The organism is Dactylosporangium cerinum, assembly GCF_042653625.1.
Taxonomy (GTDB): Bacteria; Actinomycetota; Actinomycetes; order Mycobacteriales; family Micromonosporaceae; genus Dactylosporangium; species Dactylosporangium cerinum.
On the sequence record NZ_JBHSIU010000001.1, the window covers coordinates 94,818 to 106,410 of the forward strand.

Below are 11,593 nucleotides of genomic sequence, written 5' to 3' on the forward strand. Positions count from 1 at the left end.
GACGTTCACCCTCGAGGCCGCTGAAGATCTTCGCCGCGTCGCGCCGCCACCTCGGAGCTGCCAGCTGGCGGGAGCTGTGCGTGCCGCCTGCGGTTCGGCGTGCCGGGGCCGGTTTATGTCCGCGGCGACTTGGTAGAGAAGGTGCAGCGACGGGCGGGTCCGCGCTTGGTGCGTGCCTGCGGTGCGGCGCTGGACACCAACGATGCAGGAGCCCCTGCGGGATTTCGTCATACATCGACACCTGGAATGCGGATGCTGAAAGGCTTCAAGAACTTCTTTATGCAAGGCGACCTGATCGTTGTCGCAGTGGGCCTGGTCGTTGCTTTAGCCTTCAGTACCTTGATCAAGGCCTTCACCGACAGCGTCATCACACCCCTGATCAACGCGATAGCGGGCGGGGGGTCGGCCGGGAAGGGAATCGGTTGGACGGTGAACGGCCAGCGGATCGACCTCGGTGCGTTCATCGGTGCGCTCGTCTACTTCGTCATCTTCATGGCCGTGATCTACTTTCTGATCGTGGTGCCCTACCGGGCCTACATGCGCAAGCGCGGCAAGACCGTCTTCGGTGACCCGCCACCGACCAAGACCTGCCCAAGCTGCAAGCTCAACGACTTGGCCGTTGACGCGATCCGGTGCCCGCACTGCACCACCGACCTCGCCACCTGACCCACACCAAAGCATCGGCCACGGCCGCTATCCCGCCGAGCAGGCGCCGTCAGGTCTGCGGCCGTACCCGTCTGATCAGGTAAGCCGCAATCTGTCCGGGTATTTGTCGCCGCCTCGGATGTCGTAGCGGCTCAACGCGCGGATCACCCCGTTGACCATGTCTGTGATCAGGTCGCGTGCGTCGGCATCGTCGTCGACCTGCCAGCAGAACTCCGGCACCTCGTCCACGAACACCAGCACCGGCCGCAGGTATGGGGTGAGCCGGAACACCAGGCTCCAGGTCGGGCCGTGCACCCGCATCAGGAGCCCGCCTGGACCAGAGTCCGACCGCACCTCCCCGCGCCGCGCGTTCGCCACGACCGCCGGCGTCTTCCGCAGCGCCGTCAACGCCCCCGGTGCCTCCTCCACCGACGACGGCAGCGACGTGGACATCAGCAGGGCGCTGCCGCGATAGCCCCGGCCCAGCGGGGTGGCGAGCATCTCCGCGTACACCCGGTCCGCGAGCATCCGACGCCGCCGCGCCCGCTCGGTCGATCCTTCCGGTTGCGCATCCATGTCCGGGGTGTCGTAGCCGGGCACGGTCGGGTCACCGCTCGGCAGCGTGACCAACGTCGACGGCGCACCACGCGCCCGCGCCTGCCACTGCGCATCACGCAACATCTCTTGCCGCAGGTTCGAGTCGTCGTCGGCCCACGCCGCCCACGCCGCACGCGTCACCGGCTTCGGCAACCGCCACCCCAGCGGGGCCACCGAATACCGAAACAGCATGCGAGACCGCACACTGCGACGCGCCGGGAAACGCCACCGACGGCGACCACCCACCCACCCAGCTTGACACCTCCGACCGTTACCACACGAGCAGCCCGTTCCGGCCGGAAGCGCCCGTGGTCGCGCCGAGACCGTCGTCTTCGGCGGGCAGGTGGCCGGTAGCCGGGTCGGTACCGCCCCGGACGGGGGTGGACACGATCACCGTCGACGCCGGGATCGCGGTGGGCGCAGTCCCCGATGCGGGCGAAGCGGCGCCTGACGAGATCCCACACCGCGGCGGTGGGCGCCTCGATGGTGATCTGGCGGGTCAACATGGACATGACCTCAGGGTCCGGCGTGCCGAACCACGGGTCCATTCCCGGGTACGGCTTGGGGTGTGATCAGCGTGGAGGACTGGGCCGAGATCCGTCGGCTGCATCGGTCTGAGGGTGTGAGTCAGGCGGCGATTGCCCGGCGTTTGAGGATTTCGCGGAACACGGTGGCGCGGGCGTTGGCGTCGGATCGGCCGCCGAAGTATCAGCGGGCGCCGCGGGGTTCGGCGGTGGACGCGGTGGATGCCCGGATCCGGTCGTTGTTAGCGGAGTGGCCGACGATGCCGGCGACGGTGATCGCGGAGCGGATCGGGTGGACCCGGTCGTTGACGGTGCTCAAGGACCGGGTGCGTGAGCTGCGGCCGTTGTTCGTCGGGGTGGACCCGGCGGACCGGATCAGCTACGCACCGGGCGAGGTGGCGCAGTGCGACCTGTGGTTCCCGCCGCTGCCGGTGCCGGTGGGCGCCGGCCAGCAGCGGGTGTTGCCGGTCCTCGCTATGACCTGCGGGCACTCTCGGATCACCGACGCGGTGATGATCCCGTCGCGGCGGGGCGGGGCGGGGACATCCTGGCCGGGATGTGGGAGGTCATCGCCGACTGGGGTGCCTGCCCGCGCACGCTGTTGTGGGATCGGGAGTCCGCGATCGGCGGGACCGGCCGGTTGACGGTTGAGGCCGCCTCGTTCGCCGGGACCCTCGGCGTCCGGATCAGGCTGGCCCCGCCGCGGGACCCGGAGTCCAAAGGCCTGGTGGAGCGACGCAACGGGTTCTTCGAGACGTCGTTCCTGCCCGGGCGCACGTTCACGTCACCGTTGGACTTCAACACCCAGATCAGCCAGTGGTTGGCCGAGCGGGCGGATGTGCGGCATCTGCGCGCGATCGGCGCCCGGCCGATAGATCTGTGGCCCGTCGACCGGGCCGCGATGGTGGCCCTGCCGCCCATGTCACCGGCGATCGGGCTGACCGGCCGGGTCCGCCTCGGCCGGGACTACTACGTGCGCGTCGACGCCAACGACTACAGCGTCGACCCGAGGGCAGGGCCACACCGGCAGCGCCAGCCTCCTCGTGCGCTACCTCAACCAAGGCCGCGCCGCCACCGAACGCACCCCACCGCCACCACGCCGTTTATGGTGATTCGAACCATTAGTGCCCGAGTCGTCAGTACAAGCGCGTTGCGGCGTCCTTACGTGTCTGAGGGTTGCCGGTATCCGGGGTGGACACCGGCGGTGAGGTTCTGCTGCTGGGCCACGCGCGTGAGCAGCTCCCGCAGGGTGACGCGTTCTTCTAGGGTGAGCGCGGCGCACAGGTCGTCGTCGTGGGCTTTACCGACAGCGCCTAGCTGCCGCAGCAGATGCTGACCGGCTTCGGTCAGGTGCAGGGCGTAGGAACGGCGGTCGGGCTGACCGGGCCGGCGTTCGATCAAGCCGCGGTCCTGCATGGCGTCGACGAGGATGACGAAACGGCTGGGCGGCGTGCCCAGCCGTTTGGCGTATGCCTGCTGGCTCAGCCCTGGCGTGACCGCGATCATGCGAAGGAGCCCGGCCTGCGCAGGCGTCAGGTCCAGGCGGGCGATGCGCTCGGCAAATAACGCAGCGGCATGCGCGCCCAGTTGTGCGAGCAGGAAAGCGACCCCGCCCGAGGACCTGCCCGGTCCGTCACCCGTCTCTGACACAAACGGATCGTAGCACTTGAGAAACGATATACGTTCGTATATCGTTGCCTAGTGTATATCAATTAGGGAGTCGTCATGTCTCGACCTCAATCCGGCCCGCCGCTGATCGTCCCCGCCGTGGCCTTCACCGCCCTGACCATCGCCGGCATCGCTACCGCCGCAGGTGTTCCCCGCCCGGACGTGCCCGACTCCGAGGTGCTTGCCTACCTGCAGGACCACGCTTCGACAATGCGACTGTCGGCGTTTCTGGCCCTCGGCGCCGCTGTCCCGCTTGCCATCTGGAGCGCCGCGGCGTACCGGCGGCTGCGGGCGTTGGGCATCACCGCGCCGGGCTCGGCGATCGCCCTTGCCGGTGGGGTGCTCGCCAGCGGATTCGGGGCGCTGTCCGGCCTGATCGGCTGGGTCGCCTCCCGGACAGCAGACAGCGCACCCCTGGCCTCGGCGCTGCGGGACCTCGCCTTCGTGACCGGCGGACCCGGGTTCGTGACGTTCTTCGGGCTCCTGCTGGCCGGGGTCAGCGTCCCGATGCTGCTGCTGCGCATGTCCCGGCCCGTCGCGATCGCCGGCCTGGTCCTGGCTCTGATCGCCGAGCTGTCAACACTGACCCTGCTGACGCTCGATGCCGCGCCCACCCTTCCAATCGCCCGCTTCGGCGGCATCATCTGGCTGATCGCCGTCAGTCTGCTGCTGCCCACCAGCCGCCGCACCACGACCGCGAGCGAGTCATGATCGCGTTGGTGACCGGCGGGACCGCCGGCATCGGTCGGCAGATCGCCGCGAAGCTCCGCTCTGCCGGACTGACCGTCCTGATCACCGGCCGCGACCAGCCACGCGGCGCAGCCGCCGCAGCGGATCTGGGCGCATCCTTCCTGCCCGCCGACCACGCGACGATCGCCGGCAATCTCCACCTGGCCGAGCGAGTGCGTGAGCTAGCGCCGCACTTGGATGTCCTGGTCAACAATGTGGGTGGCGCGGCGTTCACGCAACGGACCGTCACCGCGGAGGGCCACGAGGCCACCCTCGCACTGAACTACCTCGGTCCGATTGTCCTGACCCAGGCTCTGCTGCCGACGCTCACCGCAGACGCCCGCATAGTCCAGGTCGTATCGAGCGCCTTCACCATGCACCCCGGCGACCCGTTCACCGAACCGGCCAGGTACACGGCGATCAGCGCCTATGCCCGGGCGAAGCAACTGAACCTGCTCGCCACGATGAGCCTCGCCCGGCAGCTGACCGACCGCGCCACGGTCAACGCGGTTAACCCAGGCATGGCCTGGACGCCAGGCGTACAGGCACTCACCCCAGAAGCCGTCCCGGCCTGGCGGTACATCTGGCCGCTGGTCCGCATGATCCAGCGCCGCGCCTCACCCGAGAAGGCTGCCCGCACCCCCGCACTGCTCGCCCTGCACCCCACCGGAACCGGCCAGTTCTACGAAAGCGACGAAACAGCCAAGTCTCTTCCACAGCGGCTGCGCGACCCGGCGCTGCAAACCCGCGCCTGGCAAACCGCCGTCGACCTCACCGCACCGCGCCACATCGTCGACCGGCCCCCGAACGCCTCCGAACCCACTCGCAAGGAGTAACCCATGCCACCCGAAATCACGTCGCCACGCCGCGAACGGCCAAGCCCCAACACCGGCCAACATCAAGACATCACCACGCGGGTTCTTCTCGCGGCAGGCGTCGTGGGTCCTGTCTTATTCGTCGTCACCTTCACCGTCGCCGGCTGGCTCCGCCCCGGATACTCGGCCATGGCCAGCGCGGTCAGTGACCTGGGGGTCGGGGACATGGCATGGATCCAGAATGCCAACTTCCTGCTGTTCGGCACCCTGCTCATCGCCTTCGCTGTTGGATTCCGGCGCGTGATGTCCGAGCTCATCGGAGGTCGCGCGACGTGGGGAGCCATCATGATCGCAACAACGGGCATCGGCATGCTGGGAGCTGTCCTGTTTCCAGCCGCTCCTCCGACGGAGATGCTCCACTTCCTCCTCGGGTTCCTGGTTGTCATCGTCTCCGCCGTAGCGGCCGCCTTCTACCTAGGTCGTCAGTTTCGTCGCGTGCCTGGATGGCGCAGCCTGTCCCGCTATTCCACCTGGACCGGGCTGACCGCGGTCGCCCTGGTGCTTCTCACCTTCGTCGCGCTCAACCCCGCCTCACCCTTGGAGGAAGCCGGAATCGGCGGCCTGGTCAACCGGATACTCGCGGTCGCGACCTTCGCCTGGTACACCGTGACTGGATGGTGGCTGTGGCGACACGCCAGCCGCGGCCGGGACGCCGATCGGACCAGAGCCACACAATGATCCTTTTCGCGGCCAGGATTCCCCATTGGACAGTCCCGCCTCACCAACGTCAACTTCGTCATTCCTCACGCCCCTGAGCCAGGGGTCTCCGCCGCCCCCACCGCGCCGCCCAGCTCTTTGCCGCCGCAGCCGATCAATGCCGGTGACGCATGGGGGCTGCCGACTCTGATCATGCTCATGGCGCTAGCTGGTGAGTTGTCAGCGGCCGAGCAGGTACGTCGATTCGGGATAACTGACGAAGCGGAACCGGCAAGTGCACTGGCCTGGTAGACGCCGCGTCTCGGAACTCAGTTCAGAATGCGCTGGCGGAGGCAGATCATCGAGCAGGCACGGCTGATCAGTGATCGGTGGATGTCGGCGTGGCGTTCAGCACGCAGGCGAAGCTTCTTGAGCGCGTGGAGCAAGGCGATGGTGCGTACGACACACCAGCGGTGTTCACCGAGTCCGGGGCCGTGACCGATGTGCGGGGTGATGCCACGGGCACGGACGAATAGCGGTACGTGTCGTGGCCGGAAGACGTCCAACCGGGAGCGGAAGACAGCTGCGCCGCTGAGCGAGGTCGCCGCGCTCGCGCTGCGTACCGGCTGGCACGGCCTCGAGCTCCGCTCGGCTCCGGATGAGCCCGTCCACATCGGACTGTCCGCCACCGGGCGGCAAGCAGCCGTTGAGATTCTGGGCGGCCTGGCCACGCTGTGCATTGCGTCCTACGTCAAGGTCGCCAGCGGCCAGGTCTCCGACGAGCAGTGCGTGAGCGATCTGCTCGCCGAGGCCGGGCTCGCCGCGGATCTGGGCGCCCGCGCGGTCCGCGTGTTCCCTGGCGGGACGACGGGCATGGTGACGCCCGCGCGATCGCGAGACTTCGCGCCGCCGCGCCACAACAGCCCGTTGTACGTTCCCGGTGGGACTGTTGAACGTCCAAAACGCCTATCTTGCTATAAACTGTAGCATTTCTCGCGGACCACAAAAGATCTTGGCAATATGGACCAAATTGGACTGGCGCCCACTCCGGATGTGGGACATCGTGGGCTTGTGGCACAGGCACCGCACAAGACCGACCAGGAGCTGAAGACCGCCGTAATCGAGGAACTGCAATACACCCCGAGCGTCGACGAAACCGGCGTCGAAGTGCAGGTCAACGACGGAACGGTGACGTTGTCCGGCGAGGTCGCCAGCCTGCCGGAGCGGCTCGCGGCGAAGCACGCCGCCATGCGGGTCGGCGGCGTCAAGAATGTCACCAACAAGACGTCCGTCCGCGCTCCGATCACCTCCGGCGTCAACGATCAGGACATCGCGCAGGCCGCCAGCCAGATCCTTGCGTGGGCCGTCGACGTCCCGCCGAACGCGGTCACCGCACATGTTCGCGACCGCAAGGTCACCCTCTCGGGTGAGGTGACATGGGAGTACCAGCGCAACGCCGCAGCGCGGGCGGTCATGTACCTCAAGGGCGTGACGCAGATCAGCAACGAGATCTCGCTCGAGTCGCAGCCGTCGACCGCCGACACCAAGGCAGCGGTCGAGGCCGCGATACGACGCAACGCCATGCTGAACCCGCGGTGGATCACGATCGACCTCGACGGATCCGAGCTGACGCTGCACGGCAGCGTCGGGTCGTGGTCGGAGCTGCGCGAGGCGGAGCGATCCGCCTGGAGTGCCGCCGGCGTGACGAGCGTGCGGAACGAACTGCACGTCGCGTCCTGACCCGGCTGTGATCAACGGCTGCGAGCGCATCCGCGCCCGCAGCCGTTCGCTGTCTCCGCGCGACGACGCTGGTCTCAGCGGCGCGCTGCGGTCCCCTCGGTTCCGGTCCCGTCTTCGGGCCGGCCTGCGGCGCGGACGGCACGATGGCGGGATCGGGTGACCTCCGCCTCCGCCTCGGCGCGGTCGGCCCAGACGCCACGCTCGGCGTCGACGGTCTTGCCCGGTTCGAGATCCTGGTAGATCTCGAAGAAGTGTTCGATCTCCAGCTTGTGGAACGGTTCCAGATCGGGAAGGTCCACCAGGTATGCCAGGCGCGGGTCGGCGGTCGGGACGCACAGCACCTTCGGGTCCGGGCCTTTGACGTCGCGCATCCGGACCATGCCGAACGCCCGGCACCGGATCTGACAGCCCGGAAAAGTGGGCTCCCGCACCAGCACGAGCGCGTCCAGCGGCTCGCCGTCCTCGCCGAGGGTGTCCTCGACGAAGCCGTAGTCCTCCGGATACTGGGTGGAAGTGAACAATGTGCGGTCCAACCGGATCCGACCGGTGCGGCGATCCACCTCATACTTGTTGCGAGTGCCCTTGGGACTCTCGACTGTCACGTCGAACTCCATACGCTCCGCCCCTCGCGTGCTTCGCGACCACCGACTCACCCGGGAAGTCGTGCGACGCTGCGGCCGGATCCGCTGACCGTCGGCGCGCCGCGACGGCGCTTCTGACGGTACCGCGACTGGCACCTCCACTCCCCCGGCAAACCCGTGACGCTGAGATCGCCGGGGTCGTCAGGAACGTCGACGGGGCATCGCGTCGTTCTCGTGTTGCAGGCGTAGAGTTCACTCTTGGCACTCGAGACCCCGGTGACCGAGACATGCACCGCCGACGGACCACGGTCGGCCAGGTCGTTGGCGTGTTTCGAGCGGAAGATCTGCCGGTGCCCGGCGTCGTGGCCGGGGAAGCCGATCTGGGTGAATATCACGGCGAGGAACGCAGCGACCGTGAGCTGCCACCACGAGTCGCCCAGCAGGGCGAAGACGGTCCACGCCGCGATGTAGAGTCCGCCGGTTACCGCGATCGTCGTCAGGTAGTAGCCGTGTCGCCGCTGCAGCAGGCCGGCGGCCTTGACCTGGCGCAGCAAGTTGGCGTAGTCGCTGCCGGGTGCCGCCACACGCAGTGCGTCATTGTCGCGACGGGGTTGGATGGTCGATGCCGCCAGTGTTGCCATGGTGGACCTTTCCGGTGCGCATCGTGATCGTGCCGATGATGCGTCGCCCAGGGTCCGGGCCGACCATTGCTGTTTCGCCGTTCACCACACCAGGCGATGGTCCTGCTTGTGCGGGCATTCGTCGATCTCGACGTCAGCACTTCCAGGGTTCGACGCCACAACGGTGTCGTCGGCCGCCCCTACCTCGTCCTGCGGTTTGGATCGATCGAAGCGACCGAACGGGGTGCGCCACACGCACCACGGCTGCCAGTCGATCAGATCGTCGAACGGCGTAGCGAGGGCAGCGGCTCAGGCTCAACTCGCCGCGATGACTTCGATGACCTCGTCGCATGGGCGGCGCGGTGGCGGCGGTACCGCGGGCGCGCTCTCGTTGACGCCGAGCCGGACCGTCAGTTGTGGGTACCCGGCTGGTGCGACCGCCCCGCGTAGTACCGTCCGCGCACCGGGGACCTCGACCACATCGCTCATCGCCGACGACGCCAGCCCGATGGTTGTGGCGGTGAGCAGGACCGCGCTGACCGCCTCCCCGGTGCGCAGCCAGTCCGCCCTGGTGTCCTGTGCGGTCGCGAACGCCAGGCAGGTCGTGTACCGGTCGTCGCCGGGCCCGGGAGCCAGACCCGGCATCGCGCCGGGAGCGAAGTTGCGTGCCGGCCCGGTCCGTGTCACCTTCGGGACGGCCGCCGTCACCGGCACACCGTCGCGGGTCGCTGGGACATGACGGGTCGTCCAGGTGGCGATCTCGTCCTGGTAGCCGGCGTCGCGTTGCTCGACTGTCGCCGCCAACCGTGCGGCGAGCGCGAGGAAGCCCACCTGCGACGGGTCGAACGCATGGGTGCTGACCTCGAACGGTTCGGTGGTGTGCCGCAGCAGGTCTATCACCTCGTCCGGTAGCGGCCGGACGCCCAGGAACGGGCGTCGATCGGTGCAACGCGTGCGCAAAGCATGATGCAGGCGCATGTCTTCGGCTGTCACCTGGTGCGGGCCGGTAAGTGTCAGTCTGGCGAGCAGGTCCGGGTCGGCTGGGTCATCGATCCGTTCGACGGTGGCCGCGGCCCCGAGGACGGCGAGCACGACGGTGGCATGGTGCAGAACCGCGCCGCAGCTGACGATCATCAACCGACCCTGCGGATCGGTGGCGGTCAACTGGCGGGAACGATCCGCGTACAGCTCGAGGGTGTTGCCGCGGATGCGCCAACGCCACGGCTGGGAGTTCTCGATCGACGGGGCCAGACACGCCACGCGGGCCGCCTCATACAACACATCCCCAGCCGGCAACGACGCCGGTTGCTGCATCTCACTCATGGTGGTGCCTCCGGGGGTGGCGGTGGCTGGTCGTTACCCCAAGGTCCGAACGGATGGGATCGCCGACGTAAACGCCGACCGTCGTGTTGACACTCGACAACCCGGCCCCGAGCTCAACGGTACGCGCTGGCCGATCCGTTCGGCGCCTTGTCGGTCGCGATCTGCCTGCTTTCCGCGGAAGACGCCCGCGACGCCGAAGCGGTGACCGGGTTGCCGGCGTAGGCTGGCGACTGGCAAGCCGTTTGAGGAGCTCGTCGCGTTCGACCAAGCCCTTGTCGTCCGTCACCGGCCCGTCGCGGCCGCACGAACCGTTGAGGTGTCGGAGGCGGCCTCGTGGTCAGCCGGCCGGGGTTTTGGCCCAGGCAGTGCCAGGCGGAAGATGTTCTTCCAGACGTTGGCGGTTTGACGGACCAGTGAGCCGGTGTTGTATCGCAGGCCGTAGCGCTGGCAGAGGTCACGGACCTTGGGCGCGATCTCGGCGTAGCGGTTGCTGGGCAGGTCGGGGAACAGGTGGTGTTCGATCTGGTGGCTGAGGTTGCCGGTCATGATGTGCAGCAGCGGGCTGCCATCGATGTTGGACGAGCCGAGCAGTTGGCGGATGTACCACTCGCCGCGGGTTTCGTCGTCGAGTTGCTCTTCGGTGAAGACCTCGGAGCCGTCCGGGAAGTGGCCGCAGAAGATGACCGCGTGCGACCAGACGTTGCGGGTGACGTTCGCGGCGAAGTTGCCGAGCAGTGTGGGTAGGAACGCCGGACCCGCGAGCAACGGGTACGCCACGTAGTCCTTGACGACCTGGCGGGCGGACTTGCGCAGGACGCCGCGGAGCTGGGTCAGCGCCTCGGCCCAGCTCTTCTCGCCGCGCCAGACCCGTTCGAGCTCGACGTCGTAGAACGCGATGCCCCACTCGAAGAACGCCGCGAGGATCGCGTTGTAGACGGGTTGGGCGAGGTAGACCGGGTGCCATGGCTGCTCGGGGTTGACCCGCAGGATGGCGTAGCCGATGTCGCGATCCTTGCCGAGGATGTTGGTGTAGGTGTGGTGCACGAAGTTGTGCGAGTGCTTCCACATGTCGGCCGGCGTCGCGGAGTCCCATTCCCAGGTGGTGGAGTGGATCTCAGGGTCGCGCATCCAGTCCCACTGTCCGTGCAGGACGTTGTGGCCGATCTCCATGTTCTCCAGGATCTTCGCGACGGCCAGACACGTTGTGCCGGCCAGCCAGGCCGGCGGCAGGATCGAGGCCATCAGCAGTATCCGGCCGCCGACTTCCAGGCCCCGCTGGACCGTGATGACCCGGCGGATGTAGCGGGCGTCGCCGTCGCCGAGGCTGGCGGTCACCGCATCTCGGAGCTGGTCGAGTTCGCGGCCGATCTCTTTGATGTCGACCTCGGACAGGTGGGCGGTCGCGGACACGGGCGCGGTTGCAGTCATTGCCTGGTCTCCTACGGGTCGTTTACAGGTCGATCTCGACGGGGCCGGCGGCCGCCGATACACAGGTCTGGACCAGTTCTCCTTCGTCGCCGTGTTCATGACCTGCGCGCAGGTCGCGTACCCGGCCTACACGCAGCCGGGCCGCGCAGCTGTAGCAGATGCCCGTGCGGCAGCCGCTGGGCATGAGCACACCGGCGTTCTCGCCGGCGACCAGCAGCGGGGTGGCG

At 68.0% G+C, this 11,593-nt stretch carries 14 protein-coding genes and 1 pseudogene; 8 read left to right on the plus strand and 7 right to left on the minus strand.

What is annotated here, in order from left to right; translation table 11 throughout:
* Window positions 1-252 precede the first annotated feature (252 nt).
* On the plus strand, window positions 253-666 hold the full coding sequence (locus ACFPIJ_RS00410) for an MscL family protein (RefSeq protein ID WP_380112485.1): 414 nt from the start codon (window positions 253-255) through the stop codon (window positions 664-666).
* 75 nt (window positions 667-741) lie between these two features.
* On the opposite strand, the gene ACFPIJ_RS00415 is transcribed toward ACFPIJ_RS00410, so the two are convergent.
* Window positions 742-1,434 carry a hypothetical protein gene (locus tag ACFPIJ_RS00415; RefSeq protein ID WP_380112486.1) on the minus strand — a complete coding sequence of 231 codons (693 nt, stop codon included), beginning with the start codon at window positions 1,432-1,434 and terminating at the stop codon, window positions 742-744.
* Between the two features lie 376 nt (window positions 1,435-1,810).
* Between ACFPIJ_RS00415 and istA the strand changes: the two are divergent.
* Window positions 1,811-2,781 (plus strand): annotated as a pseudogene (istA, locus tag ACFPIJ_RS00420) (IS21 family transposase); the annotation flags it as partial.
* 146 nt (window positions 2,782-2,927) lie between these two features.
* On the opposite strand, the gene ACFPIJ_RS00425 reads toward istA, so the two are convergent.
* Entirely contained in the window at window positions 2,928-3,416 is a 489-nt protein-coding gene (locus ACFPIJ_RS00425) for a MarR family winged helix-turn-helix transcriptional regulator (RefSeq protein WP_380112487.1), read from the minus strand.
* A 75-nt stretch (window positions 3,417-3,491) separates the two neighbouring features.
* On the opposite strand from ACFPIJ_RS00425, the gene ACFPIJ_RS00430 reads away from it, so the two are divergent.
* The 6 genes from ACFPIJ_RS00430 to ACFPIJ_RS00455 all read left to right on the plus strand — a co-directional run bounded on the left by ACFPIJ_RS00430 (window position 3,492) and on the right by ACFPIJ_RS00455 (window position 7,414).
* Window positions 3,492-4,145 (plus strand): DUF4386 domain-containing protein, encoded by a 654-nt coding sequence (locus ACFPIJ_RS00430; protein WP_380112489.1) that lies wholly within the window; start codon window positions 3,492-3,494, stop codon window positions 4,143-4,145.
* A complete protein-coding gene (locus ACFPIJ_RS00435; protein WP_380112490.1) occupies window positions 4,142-4,999 on the plus strand; it encodes an SDR family NAD(P)-dependent oxidoreductase in 858 nt (285 codons plus the stop codon). Before ACFPIJ_RS00430 ends, ACFPIJ_RS00435 begins: the two co-directional genes overlap by 4 nt.
* A gap of 3 nt (window positions 5,000-5,002) precedes the next feature.
* Window positions 5,003-5,716 carry a DUF998 domain-containing protein gene (locus tag ACFPIJ_RS00440; protein WP_380112491.1) on the plus strand — a complete coding sequence of 238 codons (714 nt, stop codon included), beginning with the start codon at window positions 5,003-5,005 and terminating at the stop codon, window positions 5,714-5,716.
* Between the two features lie 359 nt (window positions 5,717-6,075).
* Window positions 6,076-6,210: a hypothetical protein gene (locus tag ACFPIJ_RS00445; RefSeq protein WP_380112492.1), complete on the plus strand. Its 135-nt coding sequence runs from the start codon at window positions 6,076-6,078 to the stop codon at window positions 6,208-6,210.
* Window positions 6,188-6,661: a hypothetical protein gene (locus tag ACFPIJ_RS00450; RefSeq protein ID WP_380112493.1), complete on the plus strand. Its 474-nt coding sequence runs from the start codon at window positions 6,188-6,190 to the stop codon at window positions 6,659-6,661. Before ACFPIJ_RS00445 ends, ACFPIJ_RS00450 begins: the two co-directional genes overlap by 23 nt.
* Window positions 6,662-6,745: 84 nt before the next feature.
* Complete coding sequence (locus ACFPIJ_RS00455) at window positions 6,746-7,414, plus strand: BON domain-containing protein (RefSeq protein WP_380112494.1); 669 nt, start codon at window positions 6,746-6,748, stop codon at window positions 7,412-7,414.
* Window positions 7,415-7,488: 74 nt separating this feature from the next.
* Here the strand turns inward: ACFPIJ_RS00455 and ACFPIJ_RS00460 are convergent, their stop codons facing one another.
* From ACFPIJ_RS00460 to ACFPIJ_RS00480, 5 genes are all read right to left on the minus strand, one after another.
* A complete protein-coding gene (locus ACFPIJ_RS00460) occupies window positions 7,489-8,028 on the minus strand; it encodes an inorganic diphosphatase (protein WP_380112495.1) in 540 nt (179 codons plus the stop codon).
* Between the two features lie 35 nt (window positions 8,029-8,063).
* A complete protein-coding gene (locus ACFPIJ_RS00465) occupies window positions 8,064-8,579 on the minus strand; it encodes a fatty acid desaturase family protein (RefSeq protein WP_380112496.1) in 516 nt (171 codons plus the stop codon).
* Between the two features lie 351 nt (window positions 8,580-8,930).
* A complete protein-coding gene (locus ACFPIJ_RS00470) occupies window positions 8,931-9,938 on the minus strand; it encodes an Acg family FMN-binding oxidoreductase (protein ID WP_380112497.1) in 1,008 nt (335 codons plus the stop codon).
* Window positions 9,939-10,220: 282 nt separating this feature from the next.
* Window positions 10,221-11,366 (minus strand): fatty acid desaturase family protein, encoded by a 1,146-nt coding sequence (locus ACFPIJ_RS00475; protein WP_380112498.1) that lies wholly within the window; start codon window positions 11,364-11,366, stop codon window positions 10,221-10,223.
* Between the two features lie 22 nt (window positions 11,367-11,388).
* The coding region (locus tag ACFPIJ_RS00480; RefSeq protein ID WP_380112499.1) for a 2Fe-2S iron-sulfur cluster-binding protein at window positions 11,389-11,593 on the minus strand (205 nt) is incomplete at its 5' end.

Excerpts from the sequence above, each read along its gene's own strand:
- ACFPIJ_RS00410 (WP_380112485.1), top strand. The coding sequence starts at position 253 with ATGCTGAAAGGCTTCAAGAACTTCTTTATGCAAGGCGACCTGATCGTT.
- ACFPIJ_RS00415 (WP_380112486.1), bottom strand. The coding sequence starts at position 1,434 with ATGCTGTTTCGGTATTCGGTGGCCCCGCTGGGGTGGCGGTTGCCGAAG.
- ACFPIJ_RS00430 (WP_380112489.1), top strand. The coding sequence starts at position 3,492 with ATGTCTCGACCTCAATCCGGCCCGCCGCTGATCGTCCCCGCCGTGGCC.
- ACFPIJ_RS00435 (WP_380112490.1), top strand. The coding sequence starts at position 4,142 with ATGATCGCGTTGGTGACCGGCGGGACCGCCGGCATCGGTCGGCAGATC.
- ACFPIJ_RS00440 (WP_380112491.1), top strand. The coding sequence starts at position 5,003 with ATGCCACCCGAAATCACGTCGCCACGCCGCGAACGGCCAAGCCCCAAC.
- ACFPIJ_RS00450 (WP_380112493.1), top strand. The coding sequence starts at position 6,188 with ATGCCACGGGCACGGACGAATAGCGGTACGTGTCGTGGCCGGAAGACG.
- ACFPIJ_RS00460 (WP_380112495.1), bottom strand. The coding sequence starts at position 8,028 with ATGGAGTTCGACGTGACAGTCGAGAGTCCCAAGGGCACTCGCAACAAG.
- ACFPIJ_RS00470 (WP_380112497.1), bottom strand. The coding sequence starts at position 9,938 with ATGAGTGAGATGCAGCAACCGGCGTCGTTGCCGGCTGGGGATGTGTTG.
- ACFPIJ_RS00475 (WP_380112498.1), bottom strand. The coding sequence starts at position 11,366 with ATGACTGCAACCGCGCCCGTGTCCGCGACCGCCCACCTGTCCGAGGTC.